Below are 20275 nucleotides of genomic sequence, written 5' to 3' on the forward strand. Positions count from 1 at the left end.
CCCCGCTCAACGCCAGGCCCTGCTCCAGGGCAGCCCGCACGACAGTTGCACGCCCTGTCGTGACGAGTTGAACAGCATCTATGAATGGTTGATCAAGCCTGCCGGACCAGACTGAGCCGGGCTGGACCGAATTGAACGGTCCCTCAGGGCGCCAGCCCGAGGAACGCCTGGATCAGGCGCAGTTCGGTACGCCGCTCCAGACAACCGATCATGTGCCGGTTGCGCAAGCCATCACCGATGATCGGCACGGCGCGGATGCGCGGGTCATGGCTGACCTCCAGGGACGAGACGATCCCCAGTCCCAGGTCGGCCGCCACTGCCTCGGTCACCGCCTCGCGGCTGTCCAGCTCCAGCAACACCCGCGGGATGACCCCGGCCAGCCCACAGGCCTGGTCGAAGGTCCGGCGGGTAATCGACGAAGGCTCGCGCAACACCATGATCACCTGATCCAGGCGCTGCAGGGCGATACCTTCGCGCTCGGCCGCCCAGGGATGCCCGGCGGGCACCAGGACACAGATCCGCGACTCGCTCAAGGCTTGCAGGTGCAGCCCCTTGCGTGGCTCGACCTCGGTCAGCACCGCGACATCGGCATGCTCCGCGAGCAGCGCCGCCAATGTCTCCTGGGCATTGCCGAGCCGCAGGTTGACGGTGATTCCCGGATAACGCGCACGCAGGCTGGCCAGCATCGGCATGACCATGTGCGGCCCATCCGCCGCCACTTCCAGGCGCCCGGTGAGCAACTGGCGATTGGCTTCGAGCATGACCCGCGCCTCCTCGGCGAGCCCGAACATCGCCCGGGTGATGGCTGCCAGGCGGGTGCCCTGCTCCGTCAGTTCCACGCGCCGTGCCGTACGACGCAACAGGGTGATCTGGTAGTGCTCTTCCAAGGCCTTGATATGCCCGGTGACCGCCGGCTGGCTGATAAACAGCCGGGCGGCGGCACGGGTAAAGCTGCCCTCGCGGGCCACGGCATCGAATGCGCGGAGTTGGAACAGGTTCATTGCTATCGGCCTCACTTATAGCTCGCATAACAACAAACAATTTGATTGATGACAAGGCAAACTGCAATTTATGCCCTGTATCCCGTCAATGATCAGCGCTGCAAGGAAACCCCATGAGTACCGCCGCTCCCGTCATGTCCGGCCCTGTTCTTCTCACACCCGGCCCGCTCACCACCTCGGCCCGCACCCGCCAGGCGCTGCTGCAGGACTGGGGTTCCTGGGACGAGCGCTTCAACCGGCTGACCGCCAGTGTCTGCGAACAGTTGCTGGACATCGTCAACGGCACCGGGACCCACCATTGCATCCCGTTGCAAGGCAGCGGGACTTTTGCCGTCGAGGCGGCCATCGGCACCCTGGTGCCCCGTGACGGCAAGGTCCTGGTGCTGATCAACGGCGCCTATGGCAAGCGCCTGGCGACGATCTGCAAGGTGCTGGGCCGGGCCTTCTGCACCCTGGAAACCGCCGAGGACCAGCCGAGCGATGCCGCCGAGATCGAACGCCTGCTGCTCGCCGATCCGACCATCAGCCATGTCGCGCTGATCCATTGCGAAACCAGCACCGGCATTCTCAACCCGCTGCAGGAGATCGCCGAGGTGGTGGCCCGTTGCGCCCGACGCCTGATCATCGATGCCATGAGTTCCTTCGCCGCCTTGCCCATCGACGCCCGGCAGGTGCCGTTCGACGCGCTGATCGCCGCCTCCGGCAAATGCCTGGAAGGCGTGCCGGGCATGGGTTTTGTCCTCGCCCGCCAATCCACGCTGGCCATGGCGGCCGGCAACTCCCATTCATTGGCGATGGACCTGCATGACCAGCAGGACTACCTGGCGCGGACCGGCCAGTGGCGCTTCACGCCGCCGACCCACGTGGTCGCGGCCCTGCACGAGGCCCTGTTGCAGTATCGCGAAGAAGGCGGCCAGCCGGCGCGCCATCGACGCTATGCGGACAACTGCCGGGTATTGCTCGAGGAACTCGGCAAACTGGGCTTGCGCAGTTTCCTGCCGAGCGCGATCCAGGCGCCGATCATCGTTACCGTGCATGCGCCGCAGGACCCGCGCTATCAGTTCAAGGCGTTCTACGAACGGGTCAAGGCCAAGGGTTTCATTCTCTATCCGGGCAAGCTGACCGAAGTCGAGACCTTCCGCGTGGGCTGCATCGGCCACATCGACAGCCGTGACATGCGGGCCGCCGTCCAGGCGATCGGCGACGTGCTGCGGGAAATGGAAGTCCTGGCTGTCTCAATTCGATCACGCCCAGCCGATCATTACTTTTCGTCCTTGAGGTAACCACCATGAACTACACCCAACCGACCCGATTGCAGGCAGCCATCCTCGACTGGGCCGGCACCGTCGTCGACTTCGGCTCCTTCGCACCGACCCAGATCTTCGTCGAAGCCTTCGCCGAGTTCGACGTGCAGGTGTCCATCGAGCAAGCCCGGGGCCCGATGGGCATGGGCAAGTGGGATCATATCCGCACCCTGTGCGACCAGCCGCAGATCGCCGAGCGCTATCGCCAGGTATTCGGGCGCGTGCCGAACGACGCTGATGTCACGGCCATCTACCAGCGCTTCATGCCCTTGCAGATCGAAAAGATCGCCGAGCACTCGGCCCTGATCCCCGGTGCCCTCGACACCATTGCCCAGTTGCGCCAGCAGGGCCTGAAGATCGGCTCGTGCTCCGGGTATCCGGCCCAGGTCATGGCCAAGGTCGTCGAACTGGCGGCCGGCAACGGCTATGTGGCCGACCATGTGGTCGCCACCGACGAAGTGCCGAACGGCCGCCCGTGGCCGGCCCAGGCCCTGGCCAATGTGATCGCCCTGGGCATCGACGATGTCGCGGCCTGCGTGAAGGTCGACGACACGGTTCCGGGAATCCTCGAAGGACGTCGCGCCGGCATGTGGACCGTCGCCCTGGTGTGCTCCGGCAATGCCCTCGGCCTGACCCACGAGGCCTATCGCGCGCTGGACAGCGCCAGCCTTGCCGCCGAGCGCCAGCGTATCCACGGCCTCTTCGCAGGCTCGCGTCCGCACTACCTGATCGACACCATCAACGAGCTGCCCCAGGTGATCGCGGCGATCAACCAGCGCCTGGCAAACGGGGAAATGCCCCAGGCCAGCTGACCGGAACGGCCCGCCAGCGATATCAGAGCTTGATGACATGTCCACGGTCAGGCGGCACCTGGCCGTGACAGAGCTGCGAGATCACTTGCCGTGCCGCCGGATAACCTTCATCCACCTGAACCTCCAGCAGCGGTTGCGGCCCCTGGGTGACAAACCGGTAGAACCGCTGCAGGCCCTCGCCGATATGTGCACTGACACGTCCCGGGCCCCAGTCCGCATTGCGCTTGCGAATCTGGATCGGCGCAAAGAAGAACACCGGCGTGGGCCCTTCCATGGCAGTCAACCGGGCCTCGCCGGTGGTCTGCGCGGAGCCGGCGAAACAGCTGTAGACCAGCCGTCCGCCCAACTGCCGATGGACCCGGTCACGCAGTTGCAGGTCACCGGAAAAGTCCACATAAAGCGTCGGCTGCTCTTGCGTCAGCTCACTCAGTTCGTCATAGCCCAGGGTCTGCTCGTAACAGCCCAGGCCCACGACAAACGCCTTGTTGCCCGTCGATGTCAACGCGATGCGCTGCACTCCCGACTGCCCTTCCAGGCAGACGGCGGTGCCGAACGCGGTCTTGCTCGAGGCACTGGAAAACACCAGGCGCGTGGCACCGAAGAACTGGTTGTCCGCCAGGAAGTCCGCCAGCATCGAGGAGGTGAGGAACAACGGCTTGAGCAGGATCTGCAGGTTCTCGGTCGCCGGGCTGTAGTACGGGTCCCAACTGCAACGGGTGTACTGGTTATAGGCCGAGGTCAGTTCCTGGCGGTGCGCCGCACCATCGTAGAATCCGCGCTCGGTCACCCGCTCCGGCTTCATCCACAGGTGACTGGCAATCGGGAAGTAACCGTAGAAACGTTCACCGACCGTCACCCCTTCGACATTCGACGCCAGCACATCGGCGAAACCCCACACCGGCATATGACCCCAGTCGTCCTCGCCGGTAGGAAAAAATCCCCAGTAGTTCATCGAATCGCCATAGGCCGCGTAGGTGATGTTATTGGTGGTCAGCGCACAGCGCTCGACCTTCAGGATGGCCTCACCCGGCCCGGGTACCAGGCTGCGCTGCACCTGATCGAGCAGGCTGCGGTCGAGGGCATTTTTGCGGGTGAGCAGCCGTGTTACCGTGCTGGTACTTGGCATGGTCAAACTCCTTTGGCTTGGATAATGGCGAATGCACTCAGAGTAATGGCAGACCATGAAAAACGGGTTCGGAAACGCCGGCAGGCCCACTGCCAGCAGCCTCAAGCCCCGGGCCAAACCGCTCAAGCGGCCCAGCCAGGCCCGGGCGATCTTTACCGTCGAGGCGATCTACCAGGCCTTTGTTCGGATTTGGCGGCGCGACGGCTGGAAGGCCCTGACCACCCGCGCGGTTTCCCTGGAAGCCGGGGTGGCCGTCGGCACCCTGTACGACTACTTCCCGAGCAAGGAAGCCCTGCTCTCGGGGTATGTGCGCCATAGTGTCGAGCGCCTGCTGCAACAGCTCGACGCACAGGTGATCCAGCCCACGGACCTTGACTGGCGGACCCGGGTAGAACGCCTGATACGCCTGAGCGGCCATCCCGCCGCGCCGGACCAGCCCTTGTTCGACTACGAGTTGTTGATGCTCGAACACCAGATCGCCGAGCCCAAGCACCACCAGCGGGTCTTCGAGGAATTGTCCAGGGCCTGGCACCAGGCCTTCGCGGCCTGCACCGACCTCGCACAGCCACCGACCGCCGGGCAGGTCGACGCCTGGCTGGTACTGGTCTGGGGCGGACGACGTTATTGCCGTCTCGCGCAGCTGTCAGCGGCGGCCATGGACAACTGGCTGGCGCAGACCCAGGCGCTGGTCACCCGGCACCTGGAGCCTGCGACCTGAAGGTCAGGCCTTCTTGTGCTGCTCGACCCACTGCGCGTAGGCATCGATAAAGCCCTGCAGGAACGGCTTGCTCTGTTCCGCCAGCCTGCCTGACTCATCGAAGGCGCTGCCCGCGCCGCCGAAATAGGCTTCCGGCTGCTGCATGCACGGCACATTGAGGAACACCAGCGACTGGCGCAGGTGATGGTTGGCACCAAAGCCCCCGATGGCTCCCGGCGATACGCTGATCACCGCGCCGGGCTTGCCGCTCCAGGCGCTCTTGCCATAGGGCCGGGAACCGACGTCGATGGCGTTCTTCAGCACGCCGGGCACCGAGCGGTTGTATTCCGGGGTCACGAACAGCACCGCATCGGCACTGGCGACCTGCTGGCGGAACGTCGTATAGGCCGCCGGCGGCGCGCCATCAATATCTTCGTTGTAGAGCGGCAGGTCGCCGATCTCGACGATCTTCAACGTAAGGTTGGCTGGCGCGAGAGCGGCCAGGGCCAGCGCGACCTTGCGGTTGAGCGATTCTTTTCTCAGGCTGCCGACCAGGACAGCGACGGTATGGACAGTACTCATGGACATTCCTGATAGTCGGGATAAGGGAGCTTTAGTTATAGATGATCAGGCGCCATGGCTCGCGCTATTTTCTTCCCGCCAGTCCGGCATTACCCCGCGCGAAACCGGAAGTCTGTAGGATAAGCGGACTATTTTTTCCACAGTGCAAAACTTCCCCCGCCAAATCACGGTCTACTGAGCCGCTAATCGGGTGTTCATTTCCAGAGGTTCTAAACAGATGGCCGCAGTACTCGTCGGACAATTTCATGCCAGGGACGCGGAAGGTCGCGTCTATTCCGTGCATGAGTTCCAGGAATCCACGCCTTCAGCCGAAGGCCTGGCCGGCACGGAGCCAGTCACCACCTACAAGCTCGCCATTGGCGACCGCGTCAATAAACTCGACGACAACGAGTTCCTGCTGGTGCAATCGGGGATAACCATCATCCGCGAGCCAGAGAGCAACGTTGTCGCTTCATAACTCATCGTTATCAGCTGTCACCCTGAGCTGCAGTCTTGCGCGCCAACTTGAGTTAGGATCAGTCCACTGACCTCCTCTGTGCTGGACATGGACTTCACGCATGCGTTTACGCCATATCGAAGCAATCCAGGCCATCCTGCAGACCGGCAACCTCGGCGCCGCCGCCGAGTTGCTGCAGCTGCCGGCGTCCACGCTCAGCACCACCTTGCAGGATGCCGAACAGCAACTGGGCTTCCTGTTGTTCGCCACCGTGCGCGGACGGATGCAGGCGACGCGTGAAACCCGCGAACTGCAACCGCTGATCAACCGCCTGTATCGGGAGCTGGAGCCACTGCGCCGCCTGGCCGGTGAGCTGCGCCAGCATCAGGAGCCGCCCTTGCGGGTGATCTGTACCCCGACCCTCGCCCAGCACCTGCTTCCGCAAAGTATCGCGGCCCTGCGTCGACGCTTTCGCGAAACGCCCTGCACACTGTCCAGCCAGCACACCCGCGACATCGTCCGCAGCCTGCTGTTGCACGAGATCGATCTGGGCCTGAGCCTGCACAACCCCGAACACCCGCAGATCCAGTGCGAAGCGTTGACCCAGGGCAAACTGCAACTGCTCGCTCCCCACGGCTGGCTGCAGCCCAGGCAGAAATACATTTCCCTGCAGGACCTGGCGGGACAATCGATGGTTGGCCTGGAGGAACAGGACACCCTCAGCCTGCTGCTCGATGGCAAGCTGCAGGCCCTGCGTCCGCAGCCGCTGGTGCAGACGCGGGTCCAGACCTACCAGATGATGCGCAGCATGGTCGAAGCCGGCGAAGGCCTGGCGATTGTCGACCCGTTCACCGCCGTGGGTGCCCGGGACGGCGGGCTGGATGCCTGTCCGCTGTCGCCGGCCATTCCCATCACCCTGTACGCCCTGACCCTGAAGGAACACGAGCCTTCGGCGGCACACAAGGCCCTGCTGGAAATCATCGGCGAAAAAGCCACAGCGATGCTGGCAGCGTCCTGATCCGCGGATCGACGGCCAGGCAGGGCCGTGGCTAGAACAGCAGATACCAGAACAGTGCCACCTCGGAAGTCTGGGCATCGATTCCGCGATAACGCAGGTGATCCATTCCGCCCAGCACATAACCGCAGCGTTCATAGAGCCGGCATGCCCCCAGGTTGTTGTTCTGGGTTTCCAGCATGATCCCCGGCAGGTTTTTCTTGTGGCTCCAGAACCGCACCACATCCAGCAGCGACTTGGCCACGCCATGGCGGCGCGCGCGGGCATCCACCGCCAGTTCGTCGACATGGGCGAAACCGTTCCAGTTGGTGCTGACCACCACATGCCCGACCGCCCGCCCATCGAGATAGGCCATGAAGATCGCACTGTCCGCCGCGCCCCGATAGCTGGCGAACTCCTCGGGGTCGATGCCATAGCACTTGCGATACGGTGCCACCGCGACCAGTGGCCACTGGTCGACCTTGCGGTTCATCTCGGCGCGGCCATAGGCCTTGACTTCGAAACTGAAATCGCTGCCCCAGATGTACTCGGAGAAGCCCTCGTCGGCCACCCGGACCGAGACGTCGGGGTCTTTCGGGTTCATGACTAAATGCATAGGGCGAACTGTCCTCAATCCTTGATGCAATCGACGGTATAGCAGCGGCCATGACCGTCGTCTTCATGTTGCAGGCCGTGCACGTCCGCGACAAAGCCGGGAAAACCGCTGTCGAAGGCGCGGGCGAAGGCCAGGTAGTCAATGATCGAACGGGTCGCTTCGGTAAAACGCTCACCGGGCATGATCAACGGGATGCCGGGTGGGTAAGGTACCAGCATTACGGCCGCGACCCGACCTTGCAGTGCGTCGATCGACACGGCCTCGACCTCGCCACGGACCAGGCGGTCATAGGCATCAGCGGGCTTCATGGCGATTTCCGGCAGCACCGTGTACATGCGCTTGAGGTGCCTGGCCGTGGCATTGCTGCGATAACAGCCGTGCAGTTGATCACACAGGTCGCGCAAACCCATCCCCTGATAACGCTGCGGCCCTTGTTTCGCGACGGACGGCAGGCAACTGGCCAGGCCGACATTGGCGTCGTAGTTGCGCTTGAACTCCAGCAACTCGGTCAGCAGGGTGCTCCATTTGCCCTTGGTGATGCCCATGGAGAACAGCACCAGGAACGAATAGAGACCGGTCTTCTCCACCACTAGGCCGCGTTCCCAGAGAAACTTGCTGACCACCGCCGCCGGAATCCCGCGTTCGCTCAGCGCACCGCCGGCGGTCAGGCCCGGCATCACCAGGGTGACCTTGATCGGATCCAGCAGCACGTAGTCCTCGGCGACATCGCCAAAGCCATGCCAGTCAGCCTGCGGCTCCAGCAGCCAGTCGGCGGTCTCGACCCGGTCGATACCCTCCACCCGTGGCGCCTGCCAGATACTGAACCACCAGTCATCGGCGGCAATGTGCTGCCTCAGGTTGGCCAGGGCCCGGCGGAAGCTCAGCGCTTCATCGAACATTTCCTGCAACAGCGAGCGCCCCGCCGGGCCTTCCATCATCGCCGAGGCGACATCCAGGGAGGCAATGATGCTGTACTGCGGCGAGGTGGAGATATGCATCATGAAGGCTTCGTTGAAACGGTCGCGGTCCAGTTGGCGCGCGCCTCCGTCCTGCACATGGATCATCGAGGCCTGGCTGAAGGCCGCCAGCAGCTTGTGGGTCGAATGGGTGGTGAACACCAGCGGGCTGTCCGGGGTTCGCGAGGTGCCCATGCCATAGCGCCCGGCGAAGAACTCGTGAAAGGCGGCATAGGCATACCAGGCCTCGTCGAAATGCAGCACTTCGACACTGTTGCCCAGGCTCTGCTTGATCAGTTCGGCGTTGTAGCAGAGACCGTCATAGGTCGAGTTGGTAACCACCGCCAGCTTGACCTTCGGCACCCGGCCCCGGGTCAGCGGGCTGGCATCGATCTTCGCCTGGATCGACTCGCGGCTGAATTCGCCCAGGGGAATCGGGCCGATGATTCCCAGTTCGTTGCGCTCCGGACACAGGTACAGCGGGATGGCGCCGGTCATGATGATCGAATGCAGCACCGACTTGTGACAGTTGCGGTCCACCAGCACCAGGTCGTCGCGCCCGACCATCGAATGCCAGACGATCTTGTTCGCGGTCGAAGTGCCGTTGATCACGAAGAACGTGTGGTCGGCGCCGAAGTTGCGCGCCGCTCGCGCCTCGGCCTCGGCCAGCGGACCGGTGTGGTCGAGCAACGAACCCAGCTCCGGTACGGACACCGACAGGTCGGAACGCAGGGTGTTTTCCCCGAAGAACTGATGGAACGCCTGCCCCACCGGACTCTTGCGGTAGGCCACGCCACCACCGTGCCCCGGCGTGTGCCAGGAATAGTTGGAGTCAGCGGTGTGCTGCACCAGCGCCCGGAAAAATGGCGGCAACAGGCCATCCAGGTAATTGCGCGCGGCCCGGGCCACCTGGCGCGCCAGGAACGGCACGGTGTCTTCGAACAGGTAAAGGATGCCGCGCAACTGATTGAGCTCGCTCATGGCATCGGCCGGCGCGTTTTCCAGGGTGACCTGTTCACCGAGGGCGAAGATCGGCAGATCGGGGGCACGGACCCGTGCCAGGCGGATCAGCTCGACCATGTTCTGCAGCAGGTGGGTGTTTTCCCCGGCGCCCTCTGCTGCGATCAGCATGCAGGCCAGGCCGTGGTGGGTCGAGGCGACCAGGCGCCCCTCGGCATAATCGACGGCGCAGAAAACGCTGAAGCCTTCCTGCTCCAGCTCTTTGGCGATTCCCCGTACCCGATCCCCGGCGACAGTGTCCGCCTTGATATCGCGGTGCACGATCAGGATCGGAAACTTCAAATCCTTGTACATGGGCTTTTCAGTCCTGAAGCGGCGGAACCTTGTCCGCCTATTCCTTCAGGGTAGAAGCTGTTTGCCCTACCTGTGAACTGAAGCGAGATCTCTTGTAACAAAAGCCCGCTGAAAATCCCTAGTGCAACTGCGACTCGGCTTCGGCCAGTTGTGTCCACAGCGCCGGCGCTCCGGCGGACTTGGCGATGACTTCCAGGCGGGCCAGGTGCTCGGCCAGTTCGCTCTCGCTGGCACGGATGATCCGGCTCGGCTTGCGGTCCGCCGGCAGGCGACGGATCTCGGTGGCCTGGTTGCCCGAACCCTCGCCGGAACCATTGCCGTCGGTGGCGTTGCCGGCCAGGGACAGGCTGGTCTGGCCACCGGTCATGGTCAGGTAGACGTCGGCGAGGATCTCCGAGTCGAGCAAGGCGCCGTGCAGTTCGCGGCCGGAGTTGTCGACGCCGTAACGCTTGCACAGCGCATCGAGGTTGTTGCGCTGTCCCGGGTGCCGTTCCCGGGCCATCATCAGGGTATCGAGGATGCTGCAGTGCTGGCTGATATCGGCCCGGTCGTGCTGCCCCAGCAAGGCGAATTCGTTGTTGATGAAGCCAACGTCGAACGCCGCGTTGTGGATGATCAGCTGCGCGCCCTTGATGAACTCGAAGAACTCGTCGGCCACTTCGCCGAAACGTGGCTTGCCCACCAGGAACTGGTCGGTGATGCCGTGGACGCCGATCGCGCCCTCGTCGCTTTCGCGGTCCGGTTGCAGGTAGACGTGGAAATGCCGGCCCGTCAGGCGGCGGCCCATCAGTTCGACGCAACCGATCTCGATGATCCGGTGGCCGTCGGTGACCGGCATACCGGTGGTTTCGGTATCGAGTACCACACTACGCATGTTTGATTCCTCGCACTTCATCCACGCCGCGGTTGGCCAACTGGTCGGCGCGCTCGTTGCCATGATGGCCGATATGCCCGCGTACCCATTTCCATTTCACGGTGTGACGGTTGACCTGCTCGTCCAGCAGTTGCCACAGGTCGGCATTCTTCACCGGCTCCTTGGCCGCGGTCTTCCAGCCGCGCTTCTTCCAGTTGACCATCCACTCGGTGATGCCTTTCATCACGTACTGGGAGTCGGTCACCAGCAGCACCTCGCACGGCCGCTTGAGTTCTTCCAGGCCGCGGATCGCGCCCAGCAGTTCCATGCGGTTGTTGGTGGTGTTGAGCTCGCCGCCCCAGAGTTCTTTCTCGACACCCTTGCAGACCAGCAGTGCGCCCCAGCCGCCGGGGCCGGGATTGCCCTTGCAGGCACCATCAGTGAAGAGTTCAACGCTATCGCTCATTACAACCTTTCCATCGAAAATTGCCCTGTGGCCCGTCGGCAGCTGGCCGACGACGCCCGGACCGGAGAACCCGGTCCCTGGAAAAAACACCTAGGGTTCGCTGTGGCGGCGGTTGACCTTGGCCATGGGCAACGGCACCAGCTTGCCGACCGGTTCGCGTCGCACCTGGCGCACGGGCCGCAGGCCGACCACGATCTTGCGCGCCACCAACAGATAGAAGCCACCGCCCGACAACTGCCAGCCGCCGGCAACCCGTTCCCAGCCCGCCAGTCGTGCCTGCCAGGCCGGTGAAGCCAGCGGCGGACGATAGCATCCGAAGCGGCGTTTCTCCAGCGCAAAGCCCAGCAGGTTCAGCCAGTCGGCGACCCGTGACGGCGAAATGCATCGGGCCTGGCGCAACGCATCGTGGGCAAACACGTGCCGCAACCCCCAGGCACTCCAGGGATTGATCCCGATGATCAGCAGGTGCCCGCCGGGACGCACGCTGGCCGCTGCTTCGCGCAGCAGGCCGTGGGGCGACAGGCAGAAATCCAGGCCGTGTTGAAGCACCACGACATCGGCAGCGTGTTCACTCAACGGCCAGGCCCGTTCGTCGCAGACGATCTCCACCCCCGGCAGCGGCGCGCCGAGACGCACGTTGCGCCGCACCTGCTGTGCCTGTGGCGGGGTTTCGGCGGAGGGGCCGTAGTGCACCAGGTAACCGCCGAAATAACGCCCGAGTTCATCCTCGAGCATGCGCCGCTCTTCATCGAGCAGCAGTTGCCCCAACGGGCCGGACAACCAGTCACGGGCCGCGCTGATCAGTGCCAGCCAGTCAGGATCAGCCTGAGCGAACGCTTTATCGGTCATTGCTTGCTCCAACTCGCCATGAGTCCTTCCCAGGCTCTAAGATGCGCCATTGTTCTCCGCTTGGCGACTTCCAACATGATACAGATCGATGCACTGCCCGCCTTCACCGACAACTATATCTGGCTGCTGCAGGACAACGCCCGGCATCGCTGCGCGGTGGTCGATCCGGGCGACGCCGCGCCGGTACTGGCCTGGCTGGAACAGCACCCGGGCTGGCAGCTGGAAGATATCCTCGTCACCCATCACCATCACGATCACGTCGGCGGTGTCGAACGCCTGAAGCAGGCGACCGGTGCCCGCGTACTCGGTCCCGCCGCCGAGAACATCCCGGCCCGTGACCTCGCGCTGCACGACAACGACCGGGTCAAGGTGCTCGGCCTGGACTTCCAGGTGTTCGCCGTCCCCGGCCACACCCTCGGACATATCGCCTTCTATCATGAGACTGTCGGCACGCCGCTGTTGTTCTGCGGCGATACCCTGTTCGCCGCCGGCTGCGGTCGCCTGTTCGAGGGTACACCCGGACAGATGCATGCCTCCCTGAGCCGACTGGCGGCCCTGCCGGCCAGTACCGCCGTCTACTGCACCCACGAATACACTCTGAGCAACCTGCGCTTTGCCCAGGCCGTCGAGCCGCACAACCCGGACATCGCCGCGCGGGTGGCACAAGTCAGCCAGTGGCGCGCCGATGGTCGGATCAGCCTGCCCTCGAACATTGCCCTGGAACGGCTGACCAATCCGTTCCTGCGGGTCGGGGAAACATCTGTTAAAGAAAAAGCAGACGAACGGAATGGCCTCGATAATCAGTCGCCGAGCGAGGTGTTTGCTGCCCTGCGAGGCTGGAAAGATAAGTTCTAATCCGTGGGGCGGTTGGCACAAAAATTCTGAATGGTTGACCGCACCCTGAGCGCTTTCTAGAATCCCCCGACATTTTTGCCCGGAACTACCTTCCAGCCAATGTCGTCACCTAACCGAAAACCCATCAACAAAGACGCATTGACGCGATTGGCTCAAGCTATCGCCGTGGCTGTGTCCGCCACCCTGGCGGGCTGCCAAAGCTTTCATCATCCGGCGGATAACAGCACCGAACCGGCCCCGAACCTCAGCACCCGGATCAAGCAGAAACCGATCTGGCTCGGCGAAAAAGCCAACCCGACTCCGCCCCAGGATGTCTGGGAGCGCATGCGCCAGGGCTTCAAGCTGCAGGATGGCCTGGGGGTGAACCCGCGTATCGAGCAGCAGCGCCTGTGGTTCGCCAGCAACCCGTCGTTCCTGGAGAATGCCAGCGAGCGCGGCACCCTCTACATCCACTACATCGTCGAGCGCCTCGAAGAACGCAACATGCCGCTGGAACTGGCGCTGCTGCCGGTTATCGAAAGCGCCTACAACCCGATGGCCTATTCACGCGCCGATGCGGTCGGCCTGTGGCAGTTCATCCCGTCCACCGGGCGTTATTTCAACCTGCGCCAGGACCGCTTCTACGACGGTCGCCGCGACATCACCGCCTCGACCATCGCGGCGATGAACTACCTGACCCGCCTGCACGACATGTTCAACGGCGACTGGCTGCTGGCCCTGGCGGCCTACAATGCCGGGGAAGGCACGGTCAGCCGGGCCATCGAGCGCAACGAAAAACTCGGCCTGCCCACCGACTACTGGAACCTGCCGCTGCCCCAGGAAACCCGTGACTACGTGCCCAAGCTGCTGGCCCTGTCCCAGGTGGTCATGGCCCCCGAAGCCTATGGCGTGAACCTCAACCCGATCGCCAACGAACCGTATTTCGCCACCGTCGAAGTCAATCAGCCGATGGACCTTTCCCGCGTCGCGGCCCTGGCCGAGATCGACGAAGACGAGATGATCCAGCTGAATCCGGCCTACAAGCAGAAGGCGACCCTCGACGGTCCGCAACACCTGCTGGTGCCGAGTTCCAAGGCCCAATTGCTGACCGCCAGCCTGTCGAACCTCAAGCCCGAGGAACTGATCAGCCTGCGGCCGAAGAAACCGGTATTCGAAAACGTCGCCAGCAATGCTCCGGTCCGCCTGAACCGCCGCTACAAGGTCAAGAACGGCGACAACCTGACGTCGATCGCCAAGGCCAACAAGGTGGACGTCAAGGACCTGCAGCACTGGAACAAGCTGTCCGGTCAGAAGCTGAAGGTCGGCCAGACCCTGGTGATGCAGGATAATGTCCGGGCTCCGGCAAGCAAGACAGCCACGACGACCTACAAAGTGCAGAAAGGCGATTCGCTGTACATTGTTGCCAAGCGTTTCAATCTCGAGGTGCAACACCTCAAGCGCCTCAACCCGCGCACCGGCCAGGCCCTGAAACCAGGGCAGATCCTGACGGTGTCCAAACCGCGCTGATAACCCGCCGCCTCGAAAACACCACGTTACCTGATGCAGGAGCCGGGCGTGCCCCCTTGCGGCACGCCTTTTTCCTGTCGATACAAGCTGTTAAGGTACGATCCATATAGCCCAAGCCGCCTGGATCGGATCTCTGACTTGATGCGTCCCCTCCTCCTGATCTTCATCAGCCTGGCCTTGAGCTCTCCCGCAAGCGCTACGATCAGCGAAAGCCACGGTTATGCGCAGTTCGGCACGCTCAAGTACCCCGCCAGGTTCACCCATTTCGATTGGGTCAATGCCGATGCGCCCAAGGGTGGCACCTTGCGGGTCATGGCCTTCGGTACCTTCGACACGCTCAACCCCTACACCTTCAAGGGCACCAGTCCGGTCTCGACCGCGAACTTCCTGCAGTATGGCGTCAACGAGCTGAACGAAACCCTGATGGTCGGAACCGGCCAGTACGCCCCCTCGGGCGACGAGCCGACCTCCAGCTACGGCTTGATCGCACAATCGGTGGAGTACAGCGAAGATCGCAGCTGGGTAGTGTTCAACCTGCGTCCCGAAGCGCGATTTCACGACGGCACGCCGATCACCGCCTATGACGTGGCCTTTTCCTATCGCCTGCTGCTCAAGGAGGGTCACCCCCAGTACCGCACCAGCCTGCAGGAGGTTTCCCGGGTGGACGTGCTCGGGCCGCAGCGGATCCGCTTTGTCTTCAAGCGTTCGGGCAACCCGCTGCTGATCCTGCGCCTGGGCGAACTGCCGGTGCTGCCGCAGCACTACTGGCAAGGTCGCGACTTCAAGGCGACGACCTTCGAGCCACCGCTGGGCAGCGGCCCCTACCGCATCACCCGGGTCCAGCCCGGACGGCAACTGGTGTTCGAGCGGGTGAAGAACTGGTGGGGCGAGAACCTGCCGGTCAATCGCGGCAAGTACAACTTCGACCGTGTCGAAGTCGAGTTCTATCGTGACAGCGACGTCGCCTTCGAAGCCTTCAAGGCCGGCGAGTTCGATATCTACATCGAGCACCAGGCGAAGAACTGGAATACGGGCTACAACTTTCCCGCGGTCGCCCGCGGCGAGGTGATCAAGGCCCGGATTGCCCACCAGATCCCGACCCAGACCCAGGGCCTGTTCATGAACAGCCGCCGCAGCACCTTTGCCGCCGACAAGGTGCGCGAAGCCATGGGGCTGATGTTCGACTTCGAGTGGACCAACCGCACCCTGTTCAGCGGCGCCTACCAGCGCGCCATGAGCTACTACCCCAACAGCGAGTTTTCCGCCACCGGCCTGCCGGTCGGGCAGGAATGGCTGTTGCTCTCGCCGTACCGCGATCAACTGCCCGCCGGTCTGTTCAGCCAGCCATTCAGCCTGCCCCGGACCGACGGTCGCGGCATCCCCCGCGAGACCATGCGCCAGGCCCTGGCCCTGTTGAAGGAGGCCGGCTGGAAGCTCGACGGCCAGCGCCTGCTGAACAGCGCCGGGCAGCCGCTGCGCTTCGAGATCCTGCTGGTCAACCCGAACCTTGAGCGGATTCTCCAGCCCTATGTCGAAAACCTCGCCAGCATCGGTGTAGACGCCCACCTGAGAACAGTGGATCGTGCCCAGTACAAACAGCGTCTCGATCAGTTCGACTTCGACATGATCCTGATGACCCTCGACCAGACCCTCAGCCCGGGCCTTGAACAATGGCAGTACTTCCACTCCAGCCAGGCCGCCATCAAGGGCAGCAAGAATTACGCAGGCGTCGCCAACCCGGTGGTCGACCGCCTGCTCGAAGCCCTGCTGGCGGCCCGCTCGCGGGACGAACAGCTGGCCGCGGGGCGCGCCCTTGACCGGGTACTGCTGTGGCAGCACTACATGATTCCCAACTGGTACCTCAACTATCATCGCCTGGCCTACCGCAATCGGTTCGCCTTCGTCACCACGCCGCCGTACACCCTGGGCCTGAGCGCCTGGTGGATGAAAGCTTCGGAGAAAGCCCAATGATGCCTTTGCGTGCCCTGCTGCTGTCCGCCAGCGGCCTGTTGCTGACCGGGATGGTCGGCTTCGCCAGCGCCGCCCCGCAACACGCCCTGACGCTCTATGACGAGCCGCCGAAATACCCCGCCAACTTCAAGCATGTCGATTTCGTCAATCCGGATGCGCCCAAGGGCGGCACCTTCCGCCAGTCGGCCTCCGGTGGATTCGACAGCCTCAACCCCTTTATCAGCAAGGGCGTGCCGGCCGACGATATCGGCCTGATCTACGACACCCTGGCCCGCCAGGGCATGGACGAGCCCTTCACCGAATACGGACTGGTCGCCGAAAAGATCGAAAAGGCCCCGGACAACAGCTGGGTGCGCTTCTACCTGCGCCCCGAGGCCCGCTTCCATGACGGCCATCCGATGCGCGCCGACGACGTGGTGTTCAGTTTCCAGACCCTGATCAAGGATGGCGCCCCGCTCTACCGTGCCTACTACGCGGATGTCGACGAAGCGATCGCGGAAGACCCGCTGCGGGTGCTGTTCAAGTTCAAGCACACCAACAACCGCGAACTGCCGCTGATCCTTGGCCAGTTGCCGGTACTGCCCAAGCACTGGTGGGCCACCCGCGACTTCACCAAGGGCAATCTGGAATTCCCCCTCGGCAGCGGTCCGTACAAGGTCACCGAGGTCAAGGCCGGGCGCTCGGTACGGTACGAACGGGTGAAGGACTACTGGGCCAAGGACCTGCCGATCAATCGCGGGTTCTACAACTTCGACGTGATGACCACCGATTACTACCGCGACAACAGCGTCGCCCTCGAAGCCCTGAAGGCCGGGCAGTTCGACTACTGGCTGGAGATGAGTGCGAAGAACTGGGCCAATGCCTACAACACCCCCGCCGTGGCCCAGGGACGGCTGATCAAGGAGCAGATCCCCAACGGCAACCCGACCGGCATGCAGGGTTTTGTCTACAACCTGCGCAAACCGATGTTCCAGGATATCCGCGTACGTCATGCCCTGAGCTTGCTGTTCGACTTCGAGTGGAGCAACAAGCAGCTGTTCAATGGCGCCTATACCCGCACCCGCAGTTATTTCGAGAACTCGGAAATGGCGGCCACCGGTCTGCCGGACAAGGCCCAACTGGCGATTCTCGAGCCCCTGCGCGGCAAGATCCCCGCGCAGGTGTTCGACGAGGCTTTCCAACCGCCGCTGTGTGACGGCAGCGGGATGATCCGCAACCAGCAACGTCGCGCCTATCAACTGCTGCTGGAGGCCGGCTGGCATATCGTCGACGACAAGATGGTCGACACCAGCGGCAAGCCGGTGAGCATCGAGTTCCTGCTGGCCCAGACCGAGTTCGAGCGGGTCCTGCTGCCGTTCAAGCGCAACCTCGCCGACCTGGGCATCGACCTGGTGATTCGCCGGGTCGACGTGTCCCAGTACATCAACCGCCTGCGTTCGCGGGATTTCGACATGGTGGTCGGCAGCTTCCCGCAATCCAGCTCGCCGGGTAACGAACAGCGCGAGTTCTGGATGTCCGCCAGCGCCGACAAGCCCGGCAGCCGCAACACCATGGGCCTCAAGGACCCGGCGGTGGATACCCTGGTGGAACAACTGATCAACGCCGACTCCCGGCAGAGCCTGGTGGACCACGCCAGGGCACTGGACCGCGTGCTGCAATGGGGTTACTACGTGATCCCGAACTGGCACATCAAGACCTGGCGCGTGGCCTACTGGGATCATATCGGCCACCCGAAAGTCTCGCCGACCTACGATGTCGGTACGTCCACCTGGTGGATCAAGCCGGACGCCAAGCCGGCGGTATCGCTGGAAAAAACCAACAGCACAAGCGCGGAGCAATAAGATGCTGGCCTATATTTTTCGGCGACTGTTGCTGATCATCCCGACTCTGTTCGGCATCCTGCTGATCAACTTCGTGATCATCCAGGCGGCCCCCGGCGGTCCGGTGGAACAGATGATCGCCAAGCTCGAAGGCTTCGAGGGCGCCACCAGCCGGATCGCCGGCGGCGGCTCGGAGGTCTCGGTGGCCGGTTCCAGCTATCGCGGTGCCCAGGGCCTGGATCCGGCGCTGGTGAAGGAAATCGAACACATGTACGGCTTCGACAAGTCGGCGCCGGAACGCTTGTGGATCATGGTCAAGAACTACGCGACCCTGGACTTCGGCGACAGTTTCTTTCGCGACGCCAAGGTCATCGACCTGATCCGGGAAAAGATGCCGGTGTCGATCTCCCTGGGGTTGTGGAGCACCCTGATCATGTACCTGGTCTCGATCCCCCTGGGGATCGCCAAGGCCACCCGCCACGGCAGTCATTTCGATGTCTGGACCAGTTCGGCGATCATCGTCGGTTATGCCATCCCGGCGTTCCTGTTCGCCATCCTGCTGATCGTGGTGTTTGCCGGCGGCAGTTACCTGGACTGGTTTCCCCTGCGCGGGCTGACCTCGAACAACTTCGATCAACTGAGCATGGGCGGCAAGATCCTCGACTACTTCTGGCACCTGGCACTGCCTGTCACCGCGCTGGTGATCGGCAACTTCGCGACCATGACCCTGCTGACCAAGAACAGCTTCCTCGACGAGATCAACAAGCAGTACGTGGTCACCGCCAAGGCCAAGGGCCTGACGCAACGCCGGGTGCTCTACGGCCACGTGTTCCGCAACGCGATGCTGCTGGTGATCGCCGGTTTTCCCTCCGCCTTCATCGGCATCTTCTTCACCGGCTCGTTGCTGGTGGAGGTGATCTTTTCCCTCGACGGCCTCGGCCTGATGAGCTTCGAGGCGGCGATCAACCGCGATTACCCGGTGGTCTTCGGCACCCTGTTCATCTTCACCCTGCTGGGCCTGGTGGTGAAACTGATCGGCGACCTGACCTACACCCTGGTCGACCCACGCATCGACTTCGAACACCGGGAGCATTGAGATGAAGTTATCCCCCCTCAATCGCCGACGCTTCGAGCGTTTCAAGGCCAACAAGCGCGGCTGGTGGTCCTTGTGGCTCTTCCTGATCCTGTTCGGCGTGAGCCTCGGTGCCGAGTTGATCGCCAACGACAAGCCGCTGGTGGTGCACTACGACGGCGCCTGGTATTTCCCGGCCCTCAAGCGCTACCCGGAAACCACCTTCGGTGGCGAATTCCCGCTGGAGGCCAACTACAAGAGCCCGTATATCCGCGAACTGATGAAGGCCAAGGATGCCTGGGTGGTCTGGGCACCGATCCCGTTCAGCTACCAGAGCATCAACTACGACCTGAAGGTGCCGGCACCCGCCCCGCCCTCGGCGGACAACCTGCTGGGGACCGACGACCAGGGCCGTGACGTGCTGGCACGGGTGATCTACGGTTTCCGCATCTCGGTCCTGTTCGCCCTGACACTGACGATCCTCAGTTCGATCATCGGGGTGATCGCCGGCGCCCTGCAGGGTTTCTATGGCGGCTGGGTCGACCTCGCCGGCCAGCGCTTCCTGGAGATCTGGTCCGGCCTGCCGGTGCTCTACCTGCTGATCATCCTCGCCAGCTTCGTCCAGCCGAACTTCTGGTGGCTGCTGGGGATCATGCTGCTGTTTTCATGGATGAGCCTGGTGGACGTGGTCCGCGCCGAGTTCCTCCGCGGCCGCAACCTGGAATATGTGCGCGCGGCCCGGGCCCTGGGCATGCAGAACATCGCGATCATGTTCCGGCATATCCTGCCCAACGCCATGGTCTCGACCATGACCTTCATGCCGTTCATCCTCACCGGCGCCATCGGCACCCTGACCGCCCTGGACTTCCTCGGCTTCGGCCTGCCGCCGGGAGCCCCGTCGCTTGGCGAACTGGTGGCCCAGGGCAAGTCCAACCTGCAGGCGCCATGGCTGGGCATCAGTGCCTTTGCCGTCCTGGCGATCATGCTGAGCCTGCTGGTATTTATCGGCGAGTCCGCTCGCGATGCCTTCGACCCGAGGAAATAA

The 20275-nt window shown here is 63.2% G+C and carries 19 protein-coding genes; 11 read left to right on the forward strand and 8 right to left on the reverse strand.

Going from position 1 to position 20275, the window contains the following annotated elements; translation table 11 throughout:
• Positions 1-143: 143 nt before the first annotated feature.
• Positions 144-1001: a LysR substrate-binding domain-containing protein gene (locus KI243_RS22265; protein WP_177086598.1), complete on the reverse strand. Its 858-nt coding sequence runs from the start codon at positions 999-1001 to the stop codon at positions 144-146.
• Between the two features lie 113 nt (positions 1002-1114).
• Here KI243_RS22265 and KI243_RS22270 point away from each other — a divergent pair, with 113 nt between their 5' ends.
• The gene (locus tag KI243_RS22270) at positions 1115-2284 is read left to right on the forward strand and encodes a 2-aminoethylphosphonate--pyruvate transaminase (RefSeq protein WP_177086596.1); all 1170 of its coding nucleotides are present in this window, start codon (positions 1115-1117) and stop codon (positions 2282-2284) included.
• A 5-nt stretch (positions 2285-2289) separates the two neighbouring features.
• Complete coding sequence (gene phnX, locus KI243_RS22275; RefSeq protein ID WP_177129431.1) at positions 2290-3117, forward strand: phosphonoacetaldehyde hydrolase; 828 nt, start codon at positions 2290-2292, stop codon at positions 3115-3117.
• 22 nt (positions 3118-3139) lie between these two features.
• On the opposite strand, the gene KI243_RS22280 is transcribed toward phnX, so the two are convergent.
• Entirely contained in the window at positions 3140-4243 is a 1104-nt protein-coding gene (locus KI243_RS22280) for a DUF2855 family protein (protein WP_017129531.1), read from the reverse strand.
• A 55-nt stretch (positions 4244-4298) separates the two neighbouring features.
• On the opposite strand from KI243_RS22280, the gene KI243_RS22285 reads away from it, so the two are divergent.
• Positions 4299-4961: a TetR/AcrR family transcriptional regulator gene (locus tag KI243_RS22285; RefSeq protein WP_017129532.1), complete on the forward strand. Its 663-nt coding sequence runs from the start codon at positions 4299-4301 to the stop codon at positions 4959-4961.
• Between the two features lie 3 nt (positions 4962-4964).
• Here KI243_RS22285 and KI243_RS22290 read toward each other — a convergent pair whose 3' ends face one another.
• The gene (locus KI243_RS22290; protein ID WP_017129533.1) at positions 4965-5522 is read right to left on the reverse strand and encodes an NAD(P)H-dependent oxidoreductase; all 558 of its coding nucleotides are present in this window, start codon (positions 5520-5522) and stop codon (positions 4965-4967) included.
• Positions 5523-5739: 217 nt separating this feature from the next.
• On the opposite strand from KI243_RS22290, the gene KI243_RS22295 reads away from it, so the two are divergent.
• On the forward strand, positions 5740-5979 hold the full coding sequence (locus tag KI243_RS22295) for a hypothetical protein (protein WP_017129534.1): 240 nt from the start codon (positions 5740-5742) through the stop codon (positions 5977-5979).
• A gap of 100 nt (positions 5980-6079) precedes the next feature.
• Positions 6080-6976, forward strand: a complete 897-nt coding sequence (locus tag KI243_RS22300) for a LysR substrate-binding domain-containing protein (RefSeq protein WP_212809925.1) — start codon at positions 6080-6082, stop codon at positions 6974-6976.
• A gap of 31 nt (positions 6977-7007) precedes the next feature.
• Here KI243_RS22300 and KI243_RS22305 read toward each other — a convergent pair whose 3' ends face one another.
• The 5 genes from KI243_RS22305 to KI243_RS22325 form a co-directional block, all read right to left on the reverse strand.
• On the reverse strand, positions 7008-7568 hold the full coding sequence (locus KI243_RS22305) for a GNAT family N-acetyltransferase (RefSeq protein WP_042937128.1): 561 nt from the start codon (positions 7566-7568) through the stop codon (positions 7008-7010).
• A 14-nt stretch (positions 7569-7582) separates the two neighbouring features.
• Positions 7583-9838 (reverse strand): Orn/Lys/Arg decarboxylase N-terminal domain-containing protein, encoded by a 2256-nt coding sequence (locus KI243_RS22310; protein WP_177107607.1) that lies wholly within the window; start codon positions 9836-9838, stop codon positions 7583-7585.
• A gap of 118 nt (positions 9839-9956) precedes the next feature.
• Positions 9957-10712 (reverse strand): DNA polymerase III subunit epsilon, encoded by a 756-nt coding sequence (dnaQ, locus tag KI243_RS22315; protein ID WP_017129538.1) that lies wholly within the window; start codon positions 10710-10712, stop codon positions 9957-9959.
• Positions 10705-11157 carry a ribonuclease HI gene (rnhA, locus tag KI243_RS22320; protein WP_017129539.1) on the reverse strand — a complete coding sequence of 151 codons (453 nt, stop codon included), beginning with the start codon at positions 11155-11157 and terminating at the stop codon, positions 10705-10707. The genes dnaQ and rnhA overlap by 8 nt, the downstream gene beginning before the upstream one ends.
• A gap of 90 nt (positions 11158-11247) precedes the next feature.
• The gene (locus KI243_RS22325; RefSeq protein ID WP_017129540.1) at positions 11248-12006 is read right to left on the reverse strand and encodes a methyltransferase domain-containing protein; all 759 of its coding nucleotides are present in this window, start codon (positions 12004-12006) and stop codon (positions 11248-11250) included.
• A 75-nt stretch (positions 12007-12081) separates the two neighbouring features.
• Here KI243_RS22325 and gloB point away from each other — a divergent pair, with 75 nt between their 5' ends.
• From gloB to KI243_RS22355, 6 genes are all read left to right on the forward strand, one after another.
• The gene (gene gloB, locus KI243_RS22330) at positions 12082-12861 is read left to right on the forward strand and encodes a hydroxyacylglutathione hydrolase (protein WP_017129541.1); all 780 of its coding nucleotides are present in this window, start codon (positions 12082-12084) and stop codon (positions 12859-12861) included.
• A 99-nt stretch (positions 12862-12960) separates the two neighbouring features.
• Positions 12961-14367 carry a transglycosylase SLT domain-containing protein gene (locus KI243_RS22335; protein ID WP_042937130.1) on the forward strand — a complete coding sequence of 469 codons (1407 nt, stop codon included), beginning with the start codon at positions 12961-12963 and terminating at the stop codon, positions 14365-14367.
• A gap of 141 nt (positions 14368-14508) precedes the next feature.
• Positions 14509-16338, forward strand: a complete 1830-nt coding sequence (locus tag KI243_RS22340) for an extracellular solute-binding protein (protein WP_177129439.1) — start codon at positions 14509-14511, stop codon at positions 16336-16338.
• Positions 16335-18179, forward strand: a complete 1845-nt coding sequence (locus tag KI243_RS22345; RefSeq protein ID WP_212809926.1) for an extracellular solute-binding protein — start codon at positions 16335-16337, stop codon at positions 18177-18179. Before KI243_RS22340 ends, KI243_RS22345 begins: the two co-directional genes overlap by 4 nt.
• 1 nt (position 18180) lies before the next feature.
• The gene (locus KI243_RS22350) at positions 18181-19254 is read left to right on the forward strand and encodes a microcin C ABC transporter permease YejB (RefSeq protein ID WP_017129545.1); all 1074 of its coding nucleotides are present in this window, start codon (positions 18181-18183) and stop codon (positions 19252-19254) included.
• A gap of 1 nt (position 19255) precedes the next feature.
• Positions 19256-20275, forward strand: a complete 1020-nt coding sequence (locus KI243_RS22355) for an ABC transporter permease (protein ID WP_017129546.1) — start codon at positions 19256-19258, stop codon at positions 20273-20275.

The sequence above is a fragment of the Pseudomonas sp. Ost2 genome, from assembly GCF_018326065.1.
Classification (GTDB): Bacteria; Pseudomonadota; Gammaproteobacteria; order Pseudomonadales; family Pseudomonadaceae; genus Aquipseudomonas; species Aquipseudomonas gingeri.